Below are 18676 nucleotides of genomic sequence, written 5' to 3' on the forward strand. Positions count from 1 at the left end.
AAGATAAGGCGGTGTAAAACTTGGACGGCCCTGATCTTCGCAGGGCTGTCTCGTAGTCAGGAGGACTCTATGACCGCTGTGGCGCCGAGGCTCGACGATTACGTCGAACCGACAAGGCCTACACCGACTGGGCATGCGCGCACGGGCTCTAAGGCTTGGCTCATGCTCACCACTACCGACCATAAACAGCTGGGCATCATGTATATCATCATGTCCTTCTTGTTTTTCTTTGCCGGTGGTCTGATGGCACTACTGATCCGCGCGGAGCTTTTCACGCCGGGTCTGCAGTTCCTCTCTAACGAGCAGTTCAACCAGCTGTTCACCATGCACGGCACCATCATGTTGCTGGCTTATGGCACTCCGATCGTCTGGGGCTTCGCCAACTTCGTGCTGCCGCTGCAGATCGGCGCGCCCGACGTCGCCTTCCCACGACTGAACGCCTTCGGTTTCTGGATCACTGGTGTCGGCGGCATTCTCATGCTCTCCGGCTTCCTGACCCCGGGTGGTGCCGCTGACTTCGGTTGGACCATGTACTCCCCGCTGTCTGACAAGATCCACACCCCTGGTGTGGGTGCTGACCTGTGGATCCTGGGTGTCGGCCTGGCTGGTATCGGTAGCGTCGCCTCCGCGATCAACATGATGACCACCATCCTGTGCCTGCGAGCACCCGGCATGACCTTGTTCCGCATGCCGATCTTCGTCTGGAACATCTTCGTCACTTCCATTCTGGCGCTGCTGATTTTCCCGCTGCTGCTCGCGGCGGCCCTGGGTGTCCTCTATGACCGCAAGCTCGGTGGACACATCTTCGACCCGGCCAACGGTGGCGCCATCCTCTGGCAGCACCTGTTCTGGTTCTTCGGCCACCCCGAGGTCTACGTCCTGGCGTTGCCGTTCTTCGGCATCATCTCCGAGATCATCCCGGTCTTCTCCCGTAAGCCGATGTTCGGCTACATCGGACTGGTCTTCGCGACCCTGGCCATCGGCGCCCTCTCCATGGCGGTGTGGGCTCACCACATGTTCGTCACCGGTGCGGTGCTGCTGCCCTTCTTCTCCTTCATGACCTTCCTCATCGCCGTTCCCACCGGTGTGAAGTTCTTCAACTGGGTGGGCACCATGTGGAAGGGGCATATCTCCTGGGAGACCCCGATGATCTTCGCGGTCGGCTTCATGGGAACCTTCCTCTTCGGTGGTCTGACCGGCATCATGCTGGCTGCCCCGCCGCTGGACTTCCACCTGGCTGACTCTTACTTCCTGATCGCCCACTTCCACTACACCCTCTTCGGTACCGTGGTCTTCGCCTCCTACGCTGGCGTTTACTTCTGGTTCCCGAAGATGACCGGTCGTATGCTGGATGAGCGTCTGGGCAAGATCCACTTCTGGTTGACCTTCGTCGGCTTCCACGGCACCTTCCTCATCCAGCACTGGCTGGGCAACATGGGCATGCCGCGTCGTTACGCCGACTACCTGGACTCCGATGGCTTCACGATGTTCAACCAGATCTCCACGGTGTTCGCCTTCGTCCTTGGCTTGTCGGTCATCCCCTTCGTCTGGAATGTCTTCAAGTCCTGGCGTTATGGCGAGGTCGTCACCGTTGATGACCCCTGGGGTTATGGCAACTCGCTCGAGTGGGCCACCGCCTGCCCGCCGCCGCGCCACAACTTCGTCTCCCTGCCGCGGATCCGCTCTGAGCGCCCCGCCTTCGAGCTGCACTACCCGCACATGGTGGAGCGCATGCGCCGCGAGGCACACACGGGTGAGCACGATTTCCGGTCTGAGAAGACCGACTCACCGACTCCGGCAGAAGTTCGCAGCAATATCTAACAGGAACTGTGCCCCTGACTAAGACTTGACCCCTGGGTGTCCCACACTCGGGGGTTTCGTCGTGCACATTCATCTCAACATGGAAGAATCATTAGCGTGACGCAAACTGAAACAGTTCAGGAACAGGACAACACCGGCGATTACGCCGTCGCACTGCGTGAAGGTTTGACCCCTGCGGTCATCACCGTCACCGGTCGCAACCGCCCCGGGGTGTCGGCAGCCTTCTTCCGGGTGCTCTCCGCCCATGATATCCAGCTGCTGGATGTCGAGCAGTCGGTCTTCCGGGGGTATATGTCCCTGGCCGCCTACGTGGGAGTGGATCCCGCACGCGTGGAGCTGCTGACCGAGGGCGTGACCGAGACCCTCAAGGGATACGGCCAGAAGGCCACCATCGAGTTGGAGGAGGAGATCATCTCTGCCCGCCCGCGCTCCAGCCACGTTGTGGTGGTGCTGGGCAACCCGGTCAACGCGGAGGATGTCTCCCGGGTTGGTCAGGTGCTGGCAAACTATGATGCCAACATCGACAAGATCCGTGGCATCGCCGATTACCCGGTGACCGGTCTCGAGCTGAAGGTGACCGTCCCCAACACCGAGCCGGGTGGTGGCCAGGCACTGCGTAAGGCACTCGCTGCCCTGACCCCGGAACTCGGGGTGGATATCGCCATCGAGCGGGCGGGGCTGCTGCGCCGTTCCAAGCGTCTGGTCTGCTTCGACTGCGACTCCACGCTGATCACCGGTGAGGTCATCGAGATGCTTGCCGCGCGCGCTGGCCGTGAGGCTGAGGTCGCGGAGGTCACTGAACGTGCGATGCGTGGGGAACTCGATTTCGAGGAATCCCTGCGCGAGCGGGTCAAGGCACTTGCCGGGCTGGACGAATCAGTCATCGCGGAGGTCGCCGCCGAGATCGAGCTGACCCCGGGCGCCCGAACCACCATCCGCACCCTGAAGCGGATGGGTTATACCACCGCGGTCGTCTCCGGCGGTTTCATCCAGGTCCTCGAGGGCCTGGTCGATGAACTCCAGATCGACTACGCCCGGGCCAACACCCTCGAGATCGTGGACGGCAAGCTGACCGGTCGGGTCATCGGCGAGGTGGTGGACCGCGCCGCGAAGGCCAGCTTCCTGGAGGAGTTCGCCGAGGCTTCCGGACTGAAGATGTTCCAGACCGTCGCCGTCGGTGACGGCGCCAATGACATCGATATGCTCTCGGCCGCCGGCCTGGGTATCGCCTTCAACGCGAAGCCCGCACTGCAGGAGATCGCCGATACCTCGGTCAACAGTCCCTTCCTGGATGAGGTGCTCTACATGCTGGGCATCCCGCGCGAGGAGATTGACGCTTCCGACCTGGAGGAAGGCACCTACCGTCGGGTGTCGCTCGAGCAGAACTAGATGATCGAGGAACAGCAGCTGAAGTTGGCGCATTCTCTGCTCGCGGCGCGGGTCTCCGACCGGCCGCGGGGTGAGGATCCGGATCGCCCGGAGACCGTGCAGGCGATGCAGATCGCGTTGCACATCCCCAAGGCCACCCCGCCCCGGCGGGATGAGCTGCTGGAGGCCGCGGCGATCGCGGTGGTCAAGGTCTGCCTCGACCCCAGGGTGAGTACTGATCCGGAGTTCCGTTCCGGTCTGGAGAACTGGTACGACCATCTCATCCGGAAGGTCACCCGTCGCGCCCGGAACAAGAACTGGGAGGTGGCCCAGACGGTCCCCGGAGTCACCGTGGAGGTCGGCTCCGCCCAGGCCCGGGCCTTCCTCCCCTCGGCGGTGTCCGAGGTGCCGCCGGAGCTCAGAAAGCTGCAGATCTCCGGTACCGAGCTGCCGGAGTCGGAGTCACGAGAGCTGCCGGTCGAAGGCGGCGAGCTGCCGCGGGTCTATATTGACGCGGGTTTGGCGATGACCACCGGCAAGGCTGCCGCCCAGGTGGGGCATGCCTCGATGCTGTTGGCGGCGAACCAGAACTTCGAGTGGGTGCGACGCTGGGCGGAGCATGACTTCGCGCTCCATGTCCTCGAGATCGACAGCGTGCTCTTCCATACGCTGGCCCAGGCTCCTGAGGCGGTGGCGGTCCATGATGCCGGTTTCACCGAGGTTGCGCCGGACTCCATGACGGTCTTCGCTCTCCCCGGTCGAATCTAGGCCCGTTTATCAGAGCCCGCTTATCGACGTCGCCATCAACCCCGCAGTGCACTGCACCGCGGGGTTGACTGCTGCCGGAGGTCCGGCAGGGGAGGGCGTTGATAAGCGCTAACGCGCGGTCAGCCGCTTCAGGGCACCACGGACCACACGTGGATCCGTGGTGGGCCAGAAGTCCGGCATCGAGGCACGCAGGAAGCCACCGTAGCGTTTGGTCACCAACCGGTTGTCCAGTACCGCGACCACACCGCGGTCATTGACGCTGCGCAACAGCCGGCCCGCACCCTGGGCCATGAGCAGGGCGGCGTGGGTGGCGGCGACCTCCATGAAACCATTGCGACCCTCGGCATCCGCCGCTTCCTTGCGGGCCTGGAGCAGTGGATCATCCGGTCGGGGAAAGGGAACGCGGTCGATCAGGACCAGGGAGAGGGAACGCCCGGGTACGTCGACTCCCTGCCAGAGGGTGAGGGTGCCGAAGAGACAGGTGTTCTCCGACTTGGCGAACTTGGACACCAGCGCACTGGTGGAGTCATCGCCCTGACAGAGGACATCAAAGGGCAACCGCTTGCGCATTGCCTCAGCCGCCTGGACCGCAGCGCGTTTGGAGGAGAACAACCCCAGGGTGCGGCCACCGGCCGCCATGATCAGATCATGGATCTCATCCAGGGTTTCCTCGGGCAGGCCATCTCGACCGGGGCCGGGGAGGTGCTTGGCGGTGTAGAGGATGCCGGACTTCCGGGGATCGAAGGGGGTGCCCGCATCGAGGGAATCCCAGGTCCCCTTGGACAGGCCCCAACCGGCTGCCATCGCATTGAAGTTTCCGCCGATGGTCAAGGTTGCGGAGGCCAGCACCACCGTGTTCTCGGCGAAAAGCCGGGTGTTGAGCAGCCCGGCCACCGACAGTGGCGCCACCGTCAGCGCGGTGAAGTTCTCGCCGCGGCGGTCATCGCGGCGCAGCCACACCACGTCCTGCTGCTTGGCGGCATCGGATTCCGCGAAGACCTCCAGGATCCGGACAATCGCATCATGCTGCTCCTGGAGGTGGTTGGCCAGGTTCTGCCGCTCGGCAAACTTCTCCGGATCATTGGCGGCCTCACCCTCCGGCTGGCGGTTGATGGTCTCGCGTACGGACCACAGTCCGTCACGTACCGCGACCATCTGGGACTTCACGGAATCATCGATGTCCTCCCAACGGCCCTCCGGCAGGGGGGTCAGGATTTTTTCCCAGTCCTCCGCCAGCTCGCTGAGTTTCTCATCGCGGCCCTCAGCACCGAGTTTCCCGGCGCGTTTGGCGGAGAGTTTCAGGGTGCTGGCGGAGATTTCAGCGGTGGCGACAGCCGTGATCCGGCCGTCGAGTTCATGGGCCTCATCGACGATGACGACCTCATGCTCGGGGAGGATGTTGGTGTCGGCGAGGGCGTCGATGGCCAGGAGCGCATGGTTGGTGACCACCACATCGGCTTCCCGGGCTTTGGCGCGGGCCAGCTCAGCGAAGCATTCTTCACCGTGGGGGCACCGCGAAGCACCGAGGCATTCCTGGGCGGTCACCGAGACCTGCTTCCAGGCGAGATCCGGTACCCCGGGTTCGAGGTCATCCCGGTCACCGGTTTCGGTGTCCTGTGCCCATTCATTGATCCGGACCACGTGCTTGCCCAACCAGGAGAGATCTTCCTCGGGGATCAGGGATTCTTCCTGGTCTCCGGCAGCCTGGCCGATCTTGTTCATGCAGACGTAATTGGAACGTCCCTTCATGATGGCGAAGCTCGGCTTGTGGGGCAGGACGGGTTCCAGGGCCTCGGCCAGGCGGGGGAGATCGCGGTTGACCAGCTGGCGCTGCAGAGCGATGGTGGCGGTGGAGACGATCACCGTTGAATCAGTGGCCTGGGAATGACGGATCGCCGGCACCAGGTAGGCCAGGGACTTACCGGTACCGGTACCGGCCTGGACCGCCAGATGTCTCTCGGTGTCCAACGCCTTGGTCACGGCATTGGCCATGTCCACCTGGCCCTCACGGCGGGCACCGCCGAGTGCCGTCACGGCGGTATTCAGCAGGTCCTCGGTGGATTGGGGGTCAGGTTGCTCGCTCACGGTCGCCCAGTCTATCGCCCACACCGGACAGTCCCTAACAGCGCTGCGGACCCGGCCGCCTGAGGGGGAAGTCTCAGGCGGCGCTGGGCCCGCAGCGGGAGCTTTATTCAGTAATTAGACGAGATCGGTGGCGGCGTCTTCGTAGCCGCCATCCTCGGCACCGGGCATCATCGGGGCGAGGTTCTCGGTGGTGACATCCTCCATGGTGTCGTAGACACCGTCGCCGTCGGTGTCACCGAGCCGGGAATCGCCGTAGCCGTCGAAATCCTCGTCAATCAGGGCTTCATCGCTGTTTCCGTCGCCGTCGGTGTCGGTGTGCTGCTCGTCGACCCGGCCGTCGCGGTTGGTGTCGAGGTAGGTGACATCGGTGGTGCCGTCGGCATCGGTGTCGACGAACATTTCATCGGCCATGCCATCGCCGTCGGTATCGGAGGCGAAGGTATCGGGGAGCTGGTCGCCGTCGGTGTCCAACCCCAGGGTCTCCGCGGTGCCGTCACCGTCCAGGTCGAAGGCCACGGCATCACCGAAGCCATCGCCGTCGAGGTCGACCTCTTCGCCCTCGACGCCATCGAAGGTGTGGGTGTCGCCGCTGGGGTTGGCGGCAGCCGGGGCGGTGGTCGGGGTGGCCTCCTCCGCGGGTGCTGCTTCAGCCGCAGGGCCCGCTTCAGCCGCAGCCTCGACTGGGGCTTCTTCAACCGGTGTCGGGGTGGCCGCAGCCTCGGTCGGGGCTTCTGCGACGGGGGCCGCTTCAGCTGCAGCCGGGGCCGGGGCTTCCTCAGCCGGTGCCGGGGTGGCAGCGGCATCAGCGGCACCCGCGGCGTCGGCACCCGTTCCGGCGGAGCTAGCACCGAAGGCGTCGTCGCCGAGCTGCTGCTGGATCTCGTTGGGCTGGCCGGCTCCGGCACCGGTGGTGCTGGTGGAATCGACGCGGCCGTCGCCGTCGTGGTCGTAGTGGGTGGTGTCGAAGGTGCCGTCGCCATCGGTGTCATAGGCCACCGCATCTGTCACACCGTCACCGTCGAAGTCGGAGACCTTCACATCTGCCTGGGCATCGCCGTCGGTGTCCACCTCGACCTTGTCTGCCAGACCATCACCATCGGTGTCGGCGACGGTGGTCTCCAGGTGGCCGTCATTGTTGATGTCGGTGCTGACCCGGTCGATGACACCGTCGTCATCGAGGTCCTCGAGGGAGGTGTTGATCACACCGTCGCCATCGGTGTCGAGGTCGGTGCGCTCGGCCTTGCCATCGCCGTCGCGGTCGGAGACGCGGGCATCAGCGATGCCATCGCCGTCCATGTCAGCCTGGACGGTGTCGATCTTGCCGTCGTTGTTGGTGTCCTGTCCACCCATGATGCGGCCGGTGGTCACGTTGCCCTCGGAATCGGTGACGGTGATTTCGTTGGGGTTTGCGTTGTTTGCGGACATGATGTGGACCTTCCTCAGTCAATTGATGGAACAAGAATTGTGGTGCGGGTCTCGCTCGGCTGCGTTTCCCAGTATGAACCAGGACGCTTTGTCCGTCCTGTTAACCGTTGAATGGACGGGGACCGGAAATGTTCCCGGAGTTCTGGAAACTTTTTTCGACCACCACCGGCGGAGCGGAGAACCCTGCATCTTTCGGGGGCATCCCGGATAATGTTGCGGCAGGTACCCAAGCCTCTGGAATGAGGAGCCGGTGGTGGAGCACCGGGAACAAATGCCGTGCCCCGGTCATTTCACGGAGGTAGTTCCGGAACCGCCACCCCGATGGGGGCGGTCACTGAGTCGGGGGCCGAGGACCTCAGCTCATCCCGCCGGCACCAGGCTGGAAAATACCCGACATTGGAAGCGAATGGGGAGGTGAGGCGCAGATATGGCCTCTACATCAACACAGAATCAAGGCGGCGCAACTGTCACGGTGAAGTCCCGCACCGCCGCGGAATCGGTTGGCCGGGCCGCGGATATTGCGCTGCGCTACAAGCTGGATGCGGCGGCGGGGCACACCCGCGCGCTTCTCGACGCCCGCTTCCGCACCGGCACCGTGGTCGTGCTCGGGGAGATCAAGCGGGGTAAATCCTCACTTGTCAATGCCTTGGTCGGTCATCGGGCACTGTTGCCGGTGGATGTGCTCACGTGCACCAGTGCCCCCATTCGGGTGATAGCGGTGGGGCAGACTCCGGCAGCCACCGTCCAGATTCGCCTCATCCGGGGCGATCAGCGGGAGCTGATCCCGGCCGCCGAGCTCGCCAAGTGGGTCACCCAGGAATCGGTGGCCGACATCGAGCGCACCGGCTCTGAAGAAGAGATCGCGGCACTGCCCACCGCCGCCGAGATCGAGGTCCCCTTCCCGGAACTGGCCGGAGTGACCATCGTGGACACCCCGGGCGTCGGCGGCCTGGATGAACATGCGGTCCACGCGGCACTCCAGGAGGCCCGGCAGGCCGGGCTGCTGCTGATGGTCTGTGACGCCTCCAGCCCGATCACCGCCCCGGAGATGGATATTCTGCGGCGCGCACGGGAGTCCGCGGGTGGGGTGGTGGTGGCAGTGACCAAGACCGACAAGAACACCCGCCGCTGGCGCAGCATCGTCGCCGATGATGCCCGCCTCATCGAGAAACATCTCGGTGTCGCGGTGCCGGTGATCGGCATCTCCAGTCTCCGTGCCATCGATGCCGCCGAGTCCGCGGACCCGGCGCGCCGGGCGGAGCTTGAGGAGCGCAGCGGTATCGCGGAACTGCGCCGGGTGATCCTCGCGCATGTGAACCGGCCCCGGGATCAGGGGGTGCACGCTGCCCTGGAGGCCGCGCGGGCGATGATGACGCGGATTTTGGCGGATATCACCGCAGATATCCGGATCAACGAAGGGGCCTCGGCGGCGGTGGCGGAGCTGGAAGTGGAACGGACCCGCCTGGAGCAGCTGCGGGAGGAGTCTTCTGAGTGGGAGCAGATCTTCGGCCGGGATGTGCAGGTGGCCCGCAACCGGATCACCGTGGGCCTGGACCGTGACCTGGATCAGTTGCGGGAGGACTGGACCAAGCGCATCGGCAAGGAGGGGCTGAAGGTGTTGCGCTCCAAACCGCAGGTGTTCACCAGCCAGATTGAGGTGGATCTGCAGCTGGTGATGGAGCGCTCGGTCGCGGAGCTGATGACTGAGGTGGAGAAGCAGTCCGGGGCGCTGTTCCCGGATAACCCGGAGCTGCGCGGTGAGATCAACGCTGCGGTGCTGGATTCGATCGCCCCGACAGATACCGCCTCCCGGGAGGTGGCCTCCAAGATCAAGGACATCCTTGACCCCAGCGTGATGATGATGGGGGTGATGGGTGCCGGGGTACTCACCGCGATCATCCCGATCGCCCCGCTGGCCGGGGCCGCCTGGATCGGTGTCAACATGGGTTATCGGGCGATGCGCAATGGCAAGCAGCACCTGCTGACCTGGTTGCGGGAAACCACGATGACCACCCGATCAACCACCACCCGGATGCTTGACACCGTGATCGCCACCGCCCGTACCGAGATACTGCTGCGGCACCGTTCCCTGCTGCGACGCCGGATCCGGGAGCTGCAGGCCAAGATCGATGAGGCCCGGCAGGCGGCGAAGGATTCAGAATCTGAACGACGGACCAAGGTCACCCGGCTCAAACGCAATGAGGAGATCATCACCGCCATGGTCAAGGAACTGGATGCTCACTTAAGTCGCCGGAGCCCGGCAGGGAAGGCGCGGAACTGATGGGTCAACAACGTCAAGCCCAGAGCGAACAGTTGCTCACCCTACTCAGTCAGGCGGTCGACGCCCTGGCACAGGGCGGCGGGGATCTGCCCCAACAAGCGAAGAGCATGCGGGAGATGCTCACCCGGGCTCCCCGGGTGGCGGTGGTGGGCCGACTGAAGTCCGGTAAGTCCACCCTGGTCAACGCTTTGACTCAGCATCGGATCGCGGCCACCGGATCCCTGGAGTGCACGATGGTGGTCAGTCATTACCTCGATGGTGCGCCCGCCCGGGCGGAGGTCCTGGACCTGGATGGTCAGGTCCGTCGTATCCCCCTGGGTGATGGCCCCCTGACGGAACTGGGCCGTCCGGTGGATGAGGTGGACCATGTCCGCCAGTATCTGCCGAATGCGCGGCTGCGTGAACTCAGTCTGATTGACACCCCCGGCACCGCGACGCTGACCGTGGAAAACGAGGCCCGGACCCGTCGGATGCTCATCGACGGCCAGCAGGACACCCGCCGGGCAAGTTCCTGGGCGGACTCCATTGTCTTTCTCGCCGATTCCGCCCCTCGTGAGGATGAACGCACCTTCCTCTCCCAGCTGGGGATGACCCCACTGACCATGATCGGGGTGCTCTCCCGGGCGGATTCCTTCGGGGAGGGAGCTTTCGGACAGCGTGATCCGATAGCGCATGCGCAGGAACATTCCGGGCGGATCCTGCGGGATCTGGGTGGGGCGGTTTCCACGGTGCTGCCCTTATCCGGGCTGTTGGCGGAATCTGCCCTGACCGGTCGGGTCACCAATGAGGTGGCCCGGAGTCTGGCTCAGTTGGCGGAGCTGGACCGCGAACAGATCATCGAGTTCATTGAGGTTGAGGATCCCGCCACGGTGCTGCCCGGTTTCAGTGTGGCCGCCCGGGACCGGCTGATCGACATCCTCGGGGAATACGGCATCGTCTTCGGGCGTCGGGTCGCCGCGGAAGGAGGTGCCGTCGGGCTGCTCAACTGGCTGACCCAGGTCTCCGGGGTGGAGCGCCTGACCGCCACCCTGACCGGGGAGATCAAGTTCTTCGCTGAGCTCCAGCGCGCGGTGCGGGTCCTGGACCTGCTGGAGGATCTGGCAGGTTCCCACCCGGAGCGTGAGCATGTGCGCTGGGTGCGTTCGGTGACCCTTTCACAACCGGCGATGCACTTCGTCCTGCTCTACCGCAGCTACCGCGACACCTACCGGTCCACCCCGGATTCCCGGTTGCTGCCGCAGTTGCACCTGGCAATCGTGGCGACCTCGCCTGCCGGGGTCGTCGCCACGCCGGCGCATACCCCCGCAGTGGAGGTCCGTGCCGAGCTTGAGAGCCGATTGGGTGAACTACAACAATTGGCGATGACCCCGCTCTCAGCTGCGGAAGATGAGGCCCGGGAGCGGCTGATCGGGGCTTATCAGCAGGCACTGCGGGCCCTGGCCGGAGATTAATCCACCACACCGGGGCGGTAAATCATTTAGCATGCGGTGTACAGCGTCGACGGTGACCACTAACGGCGGACAACAAGGAACCCAAGGACTGACATGAGTGAAACCTGGAACCTGGCCATCGATTTCGGTACCAGCAACACTGCGGCCGCCCACACCGCCCCGCTCTCCGGGACCGTGGAGACCTTAGCGTTGAGCCACCGCGGCAACCTGATGCCCTCCGCGGTGCACACCGATTCCGGTGCCGGTCACCTGCTCTCCGGTGATACCGCGCTGAGCAAGGGCCGCCGCGATCCGGCCCGCCTGGTTCCCAGCCCCAAACGCTATATCGACCATGATGTGATCCAGCTGGCGGGGGCGGATGTTCCGGTCGTCGAGGTCATCGCCACGGTGCTGCGCTCGGTGATTGAACGTGGCATGGCCCAACATGCTGGCACCCGCCCCGCTACGGTCACCCTGACCCACCCGGAGGCATGGTCGGTGCACTCGGTCGGACAATTGGTTGCCGCCGCCGAGGCCGCCGAGATCGCCGCCGCTGATATCCGGCTGATCTCGGAGCCTCGGGCCGCCGCCATCCACTACGCCGCGCAGCGTTCGATTCCGCAGGGCGGGCACGTCGCCGTCTTCGACTTCGGTGGTGGCACCCTGGATATCGCGGTCCTGCGTGCCCAGGACAACGGTAACTTCGAGGTGGTGGCCACCAAGGGGGACAACAGCCTGGGTGGGCGCACCATCGATAATCTGCTCTTCCGCTGGGTGATCGAGCAGGTGGGCCATGATGATCCGGACCTTTCGGATTACCTGCGGAGCGCCCCGATCTCGGTGATGCACTCCCTGGAACTCAATATCCGGGAAGCCAAGGAGATCCTCTCCGACACCTCCTCGGCGACGATCACCGTCTCCACCCCGAAGGGGGAGAGCGACCTGCTGCTCACCCGCGAGGAATTCAACCAGATCATCGACTCCTCGGTGCAGCGCGGCTGCGAACTGACCAGCGCCGCACTTGAGCAGGCCGGGGTGGATACCTCCCAGACCCCGATCTACATGACCGGCGGTTCCTCCCGGATCCCACACGTGCAGAACCGGTTGGCAGAGGTCGGTAGCGTGATGACCCTCGACGACCCGAAGACCGTGGTCTCCCGGGGTGCGTTGACCGCCACCATCATGAACTTCTCGCTGCGTGCGGAGGCCGTTGTCGCCAGCGGGGGCAACCGCCGGGATGCCAGCGCCGCAGCTGCGGCTGCCGGTGCCCTCGGAGGTGCCGCCGCAGCGCAGAACCCCTTCGCCCAGGGAGCTCCGAACCAGAACGCGGCCGCAGCCGACCCGACACCGCAGGAAAACCCCTTCGCCCAGGCACACGGTGGGACGTCGCCGAGCCAGCCGCACCCGGAGACCCGCGCTGAGCCGGTTCCCGCCGGCGCCGGGGCAGGGGTCGGGGCTGCGGCCGCTGCCTCGGGGCCCTCGACGAGCAGCTTCGAGCAGGGTCCGAACAAAGGTGAGTACAAGGGCCCGAGCTCGCACTCACCCGCTGCTCCCTCATCGAAGGGGACCGCCGGCGGCGGGGCCAAGCTGCCGCTGCTCATCGGCGGAGCCGTAGTGGCCATGGCCGTGGTCGGTGGCGGTATCTGGTTCGCCACCAGTGATCGGGGTGCGGAGGCGGGGGAGAATACCGCTGCGGAGACCTCGACCGCTGCCTCCGGTGCGCCGGAATCCGCGGAGCCGAACACCAGCAGCGCCCCGAGCACCGCAGCAACAGCTGCCGCAGGTGCCGGTGGGGAGGCCACTGTGGCGGAGAGCGGACTGCTCGCTGAAGCAACCACCACGAAGACCAACAGTGACATGTTCCAGACCGTTGGTACATTGTTCCCCGGCTCCGAGAGTTTCCTGCCTTCGGCGGTGCTGGCGAACATGGAAAACTGCGACACTGCCGCGGATAATTTCTGGCGCTTCGGCATGGGCGGCGCGGCCTATGCCGGCGACTCCCAGGCAACCACCCACAGCTGCCTCGGCAGCGAGGCAACCGAGGCTGTCCAGGAGTCCATGGGGATGGAGGGGGTGCTCTACACCAGCCTTGACCTGCAACAGGGCGAGGATGCCACCGTGATCTATGACCTGGCCCGCGACCCGGGCCAGACCATCGAGGAATTCCAGGACGCCGGAGATGGCCGCCCCCATGTCTTCCGCAGTGGTGAGGGCGATGACCCCGGAGTCATGGTTGTCTACTACCCGGATGAGGAGTTCCTGGTGCTGGGCTCGGTCGGCATCGGAAATGAGCAGCATGCAGAGCAGTGGGCCAGGGACTACGGCTTCCTCGTCTGAGCCGCACCACCACGCAGAGAACCCCGCTGATTATTAGGCTCAGCGGGATAGATCTTTAGCCGGGAATTCAGGCATGATCCACGCCAGCGGCGAGCAGGCTCTCCTTGAGACGGCCCCGCGCCCGGTTGATCCGGCTCTTGACCGTCTGCACCGGGACGCCCTGCTGCTCGGCGACCTCCTGATAACTCAAGCCGCCGTATTCCCGCAGTACCAGGGCCTCCCGGAAGTCCTCCGGTAACCCGGCGAGCGCCTCACGCACCACCATGGTTGAGCTGACCTGGGAGTCCACCGGGGAGTCCGTCGATGCCTCGGTGAGCCCGGCATCCGGGTCGAGAATTTCGCGCCGGGCCCGGACAATCTGCAGGGCCGCATTCGAGGCGATGCGATACGCCCAGGTGGAAAAACGCGCCCGGGGTTCAAAGCGGTGCAGGTTGCGCCAGATCGCGCTCAATGCATCCTGCATCGCATCCTCGGCATCCGGTTGATTGCCGGTGATCGACCAGGCCACCGCCCACATCCGGCGCTGCGCACCCTTGATGAGTTCGGTGAAGGCCCGGTGGTCGCCGGCCTTGGCGGACTCGAGAAGCGCAAGCTCCGCTTCCCGGTTCCACGTGTTCTCGGAATCAGTCATGGTGTGCTCCCTCCCTAGAATCCGGCCAGCGGGTCGGTATCGGGGAAGGGCTCATCAGCGGCTGCATCCAGGGCGGAATCGCCAAAAGGGTCAGCGGAGTCGGTGGTCTCTTCCCGTAGCTGATCCCGGAAATCCACCTCGCTGTCCCAGGGGTCGAGTGCTGCGTCGCCGGCAAAAGGGTCCTGCCCCGGGTCGCCGGAATCCACCGGGATCAGCTCCGCCCCCGGATCCGGCGTAGCCGGGTCCGTGGCCACCGCAATCATCGATTCCAGCTGCTCGGCGCTGAGCTCCGGGACATCGAAAAGCGTCTCGAAAGGGGGGAGCACCGCCGCGGAATCTCCCGGGGAGTCTTCTTCCGGGAAAAGCTCCGGATGAGAGTCCTCTGCTGTCATATCCATACACCTCCTCTCCACAACCGTGGAATGCCCCGGGTGGGGGAGTTGTTCCCGGCGGCACGGTTGTGGATCTGCGTTGGTGATGACTCTAATCGGAGCGGGGCTCGGCCACCGGAGAAACCTGACTGCGGTGAACCCGGTCAACCCGGTCGGAGGTAACGATGGGCTCAAAGATTGATAACTAATGCTTTATGTGTCTCCGGGGGTGGTTAGCTGAGGGAGGCACCACAAAAAGGCCACCCGTGCAGACGGCTGCCCCCTTTGAGAGGAACCACGGGAGGTAGATGTGTAGTTCCGGGAAACGATTCCGGGATCAGGTGCGACAGGTTAAGTAAGAACATAATTCTTGGAAGTTCCTGCCAACTCAGCCTGAAAGGGCATCATCATGAAGCTCCGCAAGACTCTCCTCGCACTTAGTGCCGCCGCAGCGCTGGCAGCCTCCACTGCCGCTGCGACACCTGCGATGGCACAGACCTCTGATGATCTCCTTCATCAGAGCGCCGTGACCAGCTCCGAGCTCTACCAGGAGGCATTGGGAAACCCGCTGACCCAGGGCAGCACCGTGTTTCTGACCGTGGGCTCAGGCGGGCTGTGGCTGATCGGGTGCATGATCCAGGATTTCATCGCGCCGGGCACCGCTGACTGTTCCTTTTAATCTTGGGAGGTCCGGAGCCGAAAGCACCGGGGACGGCTCCTTTCCGGAGCCGTCCCCTTTCGATATCAATCAGACTTGCCACAAACATTTCCGGGGGACCTGGCACCGCCCCCGGAGATCTGGCACGGGAACACTAATCCCGGAAACCGAGGAAACGGGTGTGCAGCGCCGGCTCATCACGGGAGAGTGCGAGGCCCTCCCAGGGGAGGGTGACCAGCTGCGAGGCCAGGTAGGCGCGGGATTCCACCAAGGTAGGCAGGTCCTCGGCGACCTCACCAGCAGTCATCAGCGGGATGCTCAGTTCGGTGTAGGTGAGATTGCCGCAGGCAGGGCGTTCATCCTCGAAGGGATAGACAATTTCTTCGATGGCGGTACCGGAAGTGCGGTGGGTGCGCATGGCCTTTTTGGCGCCGCCCTGCATGGCTTTACCGCGGGAGCGCTTGGCCACCGGATTGCCGTCCACCTCGACGAGCTTGTACACCATGCTCGCGGTCGGGGCCCCGGAGCCGGTGACCACGGAGGTGCCCACACCATAGATATCGACCGGGTCGCCGCGGAGACCGGCGATGGCGAATTCATCCAGGTCGGAGGAGACCACGATGTTGGTGTTGTAGGCGCCGAGTTCATCGAGCTGCTTTCGCACCCGGCGGGTCAGCGCCCCCAGATCACCGGAATCGATGCGGACGCCGCCGAGTTCAGTACCGGCGACCTCAATGGCGGTGTTCACTCCCTGGGTGATGTCATAGGTGTCCACCAGCAGGGTGGTGTCCAATCCGAGTGCCTCGATCTGGGAGCGGAAGGCCTCTGCCTCATTCGGGGTGCCGTCCTCGTTGATGTGCAGCAACGTCCAGGCGTGCGCCGAGGTGCCCGAGGCCGGGATGCCGTAGCGGTAGGCGGCCTCCATGTTGGAGGTGGCGGAGAAGCCGGCGAGGTAGGCGGCACGGGAGGCAGTGACCGCGGCATATTCGTGGGTGCGACGCGATCCCATCTCGATGATCGGTCGACCATCAGCGGCGGTGACCATGCGGGTGGCGGCGGAGGCGACGGCGGAGTCGGCGTTCATGATCGAGAGGATCACGGTCTCCAGAAGGACGCACTCGGCAAAGGTGCCCCGCACCGTCAGGATCGGGGAGTAGGGGAAGTAGAGCTCACCTTCGCGGTAGCCGTCGACTTCGCCGGAGAAGCGGAAGTTCCGGAGGTATTCGACGGTCTCCGGGCTGAGGAAATCGAGGCTGGCCAGCTGCTCCTCAGTGAAGACATAGTCCTGGATCGCCCGGAGAACTCGGGCGGTACCGGCGACGACTCCATAGCGGCGCTCATTCGGCAGGCGACGGGAAAAGACCTCGAAGGTGCAGATGCGGTGTGCGCTGCCATCGGCCAGCGCGGCCTCCAGCATCGTCAGCTCGTATTTGTCCGTCAGGAAGGACGTGGAACGCTTCGACGGCAGGGAGGACTTGTCAGAGGAAATCACATGGTCCACCTTAATGCAGCATCAGGGTAGGGCTCCCCCGAATCCCGCATCGGAATGTGCCCTGTTCCACACAATTGGGTCCGCTTGACTAGGCTGAGGGACATGAAAGGGCCAATGAACAGCAATTCGGATCAGCCTGCGGAGCTCACTGACGGCCTGCCTCCGGGGTCCGGGTCACCGGAACCCGAGGGGCACTTGATGAGTTCGCCGATGGCCACCCCTGAGGTCGAGGAAGCTCTCGAGGTCAATGTCGCCTCGGCGGAGAATCTCCCCTGGTTGTGCATCGTCTGGGATGATCCAGTCAACTTGATGAGTTATGTGACCTATGTTTTCCAGACGGTGCTGGGCTACAGCCGGAAGAAGGCGAATGAATTGATGATGCAGGTCCACAGTGAGGGAAAGGCCGTGGTCAGCTCCGGGGAGAAGGACAAGGTCGAAGGCGATGTGAAGAAGTTACATACCGCTGGTTTGTGGGCCACCATGCAGCAGGCAGGATAGTTCTCATGCAGGCATGGAAAAAGAAGAAGGGCTTGATGCGGGCAGCGAAGTACAGCTGCATCCTCGAGCCGATGGAACGAGAGGTCCTGGGGGATCTCTCCGCCACGGTCTCGGAGGCGCTGATCCAGCGGGCGCAGTCTGCGCCGAAGGATGATCTCGCAGAGCTGACCGGCATTCCCTCGGGGCACAAGGACACTCCAGCGGACCCCTCTCTCGCCCGGCTGCTGCCGGATTTCGAGCGCGAGGGCGATGAGGAATACGACGGGGATAATTCCCTGCTGCGTTCCTTCCATGAAAATGACATCACCAAGGCCAAGCTGGCTAATCTGCAGGTCATCAACACCGCGTTGGGTCCGGACGGTGGGGTGGCCATCACCTTGACAGAGCAGGAGGCCCAGTCCTGGGTCGCCGGAATCAATGACATCAGGCTCTTTGTCGCCGCCGGTGAGGTCCGCGGTGGAGAGGCCGCTGAGCAGGACCGCGATACCCTGGTCGAATGGCTGGCCTTCAATCAGGACTCGCTGCTCACCGCCATGATGGGCGCCATCTAGGGTGCCCTCGCTCATCGACGTCCCGGGCATCCGGCTCGGCCACCACAGTCAGGGCGATACCGGGGTCACCGTTCTCGTCGCCCCGGCAGGGGCGGTCGGGGCAGTCGATGTGCGTGGTGGGGGACCCGGTACCCGGGAGACCGACCTGTTGGAACCGCACAACACCGTCGAGCGTATTCATGCGGTGGCCCTCTGCGGAGGTTCCGCCTTCGGGCTGGCCGCCGCCGATGGGGTGATGCAGGTATTGGAAGAACAGGGAATCGGCTTCCCGGTGTTCGGTCCTGATATCCCCGGACCGATTGTGCCGATTGTCCCGGCTGCGGTGATCTTTGATCTGGCGGTCGGCGATCCCCGGAACCGGCCGGGTCCGGCCCAGGGGAGAGCCGCCACCGTGGCAGCGCTGCACCCGAGCCCCGGCACCGATCCCACCGACACCGGTTCCCTCGGCGCCGGTTGCGGGGCCACCGCCGGGCGGCTGCGCGGTGGCTTCGGTCAGGCGCTGACGCAGGTGAAGCAGTGGCAGCTCGGTGTCGGTGTGGTGGCTAACCCCGTGGGTGAGGTCATCGATCCCGCGAGCGGTCACTTCTACGGTGACCCTTCCCGCCCCGCAGCCAATGCCGCGGCGTTCCGCGAACTGCCCACCAAGGGGGTGCAGCTCAACACCACCATCGGGGTGATCGCCACCGATGCCCCGTTGACCAAGGCACAGGCCAAGCGGGTCGCGATGGCCGCCCATGACGGTATCGCCCGGGCGGTGCGCCCGGCGCACTTACCGATGGACGGGGATTCTCTCTTTGTCATGGCCACCGGTGACGGCTCCGGCGTCGACATTGTGGAGCTGGCGCAGCTGTGTGCCGCAGCGGCCGAGATGACCGCGGCGTCGATAGTCAGTGCCGTGATGACGGCGGAACCCGGGCTGGGGCTGGTCGCCCACCGGGAACTTTTGAACTAGCTGTCAGC

The 18676-nt window shown here is 64.5% G+C and carries 15 protein-coding genes; 10 read left to right on the top strand and 5 right to left on the bottom strand.

Going from position 1 to position 18676, the window contains the following annotated elements:
- The first annotated feature begins 69 nt into the window (after nt 1-69).
- The 3 genes from ctaD to ACTU46_RS09655 all read left to right on the top strand — a co-directional run bounded on the left by ctaD (nt 70) and on the right by ACTU46_RS09655 (nt 3957).
- Nucleotides 70-1821, top strand: a complete 1752-nt coding sequence (gene ctaD / locus ACTU46_RS09645; protein WP_443381346.1) for an aa3-type cytochrome oxidase subunit I — start codon at nt 70-72, stop codon at nt 1819-1821.
- A 96-nt stretch (nt 1822-1917) separates the two neighbouring features.
- Entirely contained in the window at nt 1918-3210 is a 1293-nt protein-coding gene (gene serB / locus ACTU46_RS09650) for a phosphoserine phosphatase SerB (RefSeq protein ID WP_443381348.1), read from the top strand.
- A complete protein-coding gene (locus ACTU46_RS09655) occupies nt 3211-3957 on the top strand; it encodes an aminoacyl-tRNA hydrolase (RefSeq protein ID WP_443381350.1) in 747 nt (248 codons plus the stop codon). It abuts the gene before it with no gap.
- A gap of 108 nt (nt 3958-4065) precedes the next feature.
- Here ACTU46_RS09655 and ACTU46_RS09660 read toward each other — a convergent pair whose 3' ends face one another.
- A complete protein-coding gene (locus ACTU46_RS09660; RefSeq protein WP_443381351.1) occupies nt 4066-6042 on the bottom strand; it encodes an ATP-dependent DNA helicase in 1977 nt (658 codons plus the stop codon).
- A 114-nt stretch (nt 6043-6156) separates the two neighbouring features.
- Nucleotides 6157-7467 carry a hypothetical protein gene (locus ACTU46_RS09665; RefSeq protein WP_443381353.1) on the bottom strand — a complete coding sequence of 437 codons (1311 nt, stop codon included), beginning with the start codon at nt 7465-7467 and terminating at the stop codon, nt 6157-6159.
- A 427-nt stretch (nt 7468-7894) separates the two neighbouring features.
- On the opposite strand from ACTU46_RS09665, the gene ACTU46_RS09670 reads away from it, so the two are divergent.
- The 3 genes from ACTU46_RS09670 to ACTU46_RS09680 all read left to right on the top strand — a co-directional run bounded on the left by ACTU46_RS09670 (nt 7895) and on the right by ACTU46_RS09680 (nt 13515).
- On the top strand, nt 7895-9748 hold the full coding sequence (locus tag ACTU46_RS09670) for a dynamin family protein (RefSeq protein ID WP_443381355.1): 1854 nt from the start codon (nt 7895-7897) through the stop codon (nt 9746-9748).
- On the top strand, nt 9748-11199 hold the full coding sequence (locus ACTU46_RS09675) for a dynamin family protein (protein ID WP_443381356.1): 1452 nt from the start codon (nt 9748-9750) through the stop codon (nt 11197-11199). The genes ACTU46_RS09670 and ACTU46_RS09675 overlap by 1 nt, the downstream gene beginning before the upstream one ends.
- Before the next feature lie 93 nt (nt 11200-11292).
- Entirely contained in the window at nt 11293-13515 is a 2223-nt protein-coding gene (locus ACTU46_RS09680) for an Hsp70 family protein (RefSeq protein ID WP_443381358.1), read from the top strand.
- Between the two features lie 67 nt (nt 13516-13582).
- Here ACTU46_RS09680 and ACTU46_RS09685 read toward each other — a convergent pair whose 3' ends face one another.
- Together ACTU46_RS09685 and ACTU46_RS09690 are read right to left on the bottom strand one after the other, a co-directional pair.
- Nucleotides 13583-14146 carry an RNA polymerase sigma factor gene (locus ACTU46_RS09685; protein ID WP_443381359.1) on the bottom strand — a complete coding sequence of 188 codons (564 nt, stop codon included), beginning with the start codon at nt 14144-14146 and terminating at the stop codon, nt 13583-13585.
- Between the two features lie 14 nt (nt 14147-14160).
- A complete protein-coding gene (locus tag ACTU46_RS09690; protein ID WP_443381361.1) occupies nt 14161-14538 on the bottom strand; it encodes a hypothetical protein in 378 nt (125 codons plus the stop codon).
- A gap of 388 nt (nt 14539-14926) precedes the next feature.
- Here ACTU46_RS09690 and ACTU46_RS09695 point away from each other — a divergent pair, with 388 nt between their 5' ends.
- Nucleotides 14927-15196 carry a hypothetical protein gene (locus ACTU46_RS09695; RefSeq protein ID WP_443381363.1) on the top strand — a complete coding sequence of 90 codons (270 nt, stop codon included), beginning with the start codon at nt 14927-14929 and terminating at the stop codon, nt 15194-15196.
- Nucleotides 15197-15329: 133 nt separating this feature from the next.
- Here the strand turns inward: ACTU46_RS09695 and ACTU46_RS09700 are convergent, their stop codons facing one another.
- The gene (locus tag ACTU46_RS09700) at nt 15330-16664 is read right to left on the bottom strand and encodes a nicotinate phosphoribosyltransferase (RefSeq protein WP_443381524.1); all 1335 of its coding nucleotides are present in this window, start codon (nt 16662-16664) and stop codon (nt 15330-15332) included.
- Between the two features lie 201 nt (nt 16665-16865).
- Here ACTU46_RS09700 and clpS point away from each other — a divergent pair, with 201 nt between their 5' ends.
- Genes clpS through ACTU46_RS09715 form a run of 3 tightly spaced genes read left to right on the top strand, consistent with a single transcriptional unit; the run spans nt 16866 to nt 18668 of the window.
- Nucleotides 16866-17165 (top strand): ATP-dependent Clp protease adapter ClpS, encoded by a 300-nt coding sequence (clpS, locus tag ACTU46_RS09705; RefSeq protein WP_443381364.1) that lies wholly within the window; start codon nt 16866-16868, stop codon nt 17163-17165.
- 5 nt (nt 17166-17170) lie between these two features.
- Nucleotides 17171-17716 (top strand): DUF2017 domain-containing protein, encoded by a 546-nt coding sequence (locus ACTU46_RS09710; RefSeq protein ID WP_443381366.1) that lies wholly within the window; start codon nt 17171-17173, stop codon nt 17714-17716.
- 1 nt (nt 17717) lies between these two features.
- On the top strand, nt 17718-18668 hold the full coding sequence (locus tag ACTU46_RS09715; protein WP_443381367.1) for a P1 family peptidase: 951 nt from the start codon (nt 17718-17720) through the stop codon (nt 18666-18668).
- The last annotated feature ends 8 nt before the right edge of the window (nt 18669-18676 follow it).

The organism is Corynebacterium sp. A21 (assembly GCF_052266655.1).
Classification (GTDB): domain Bacteria; phylum Actinomycetota; class Actinomycetes; order Mycobacteriales; family Mycobacteriaceae; genus Corynebacterium.

What these genes read in the sequence shown, in the direction of transcription:
- ACTU46_RS09675 (WP_443381356.1), top strand. Translation starts at nt 9,748, where the DNA reads ATGGGTCAACAACGTCAAGCCCAGAGCGAACAGTTGCTCACCCTACTC.
- ACTU46_RS09655 (WP_443381350.1), top strand. Translation starts at nt 3,211, where the DNA reads ATGATCGAGGAACAGCAGCTGAAGTTGGCGCATTCTCTGCTCGCGGCG.
- ctaD (WP_443381346.1), top strand. Translation starts at nt 70, where the DNA reads ATGACCGCTGTGGCGCCGAGGCTCGACGATTACGTCGAACCGACAAGG.
- ACTU46_RS09665 (WP_443381353.1), bottom strand. Translation starts at nt 7,467, where the DNA reads ATGTCCGCAAACAACGCAAACCCCAACGAAATCACCGTCACCGATTCC.
- ACTU46_RS09695 (WP_443381363.1), top strand. Translation starts at nt 14,927, where the DNA reads ATGAAGCTCCGCAAGACTCTCCTCGCACTTAGTGCCGCCGCAGCGCTG.
- ACTU46_RS09685 (WP_443381359.1), bottom strand. Translation starts at nt 14,146, where the DNA reads ATGACTGATTCCGAGAACACGTGGAACCGGGAAGCGGAGCTTGCGCTT.
- ACTU46_RS09710 (WP_443381366.1), top strand. Translation starts at nt 17,171, where the DNA reads ATGCAGGCATGGAAAAAGAAGAAGGGCTTGATGCGGGCAGCGAAGTAC.
- clpS (WP_443381364.1), top strand. Translation starts at nt 16,866, where the DNA reads ATGAGTTCGCCGATGGCCACCCCTGAGGTCGAGGAAGCTCTCGAGGTC.
- ACTU46_RS09680 (WP_443381358.1), top strand. Translation starts at nt 11,293, where the DNA reads ATGAGTGAAACCTGGAACCTGGCCATCGATTTCGGTACCAGCAACACT.
- ACTU46_RS09690 (WP_443381361.1), bottom strand. Translation starts at nt 14,538, where the DNA reads ATGACAGCAGAGGACTCTCATCCGGAGCTTTTCCCGGAAGAAGACTCC.
- ACTU46_RS09670 (WP_443381355.1), top strand. Translation starts at nt 7,895, where the DNA reads ATGGCCTCTACATCAACACAGAATCAAGGCGGCGCAACTGTCACGGTG.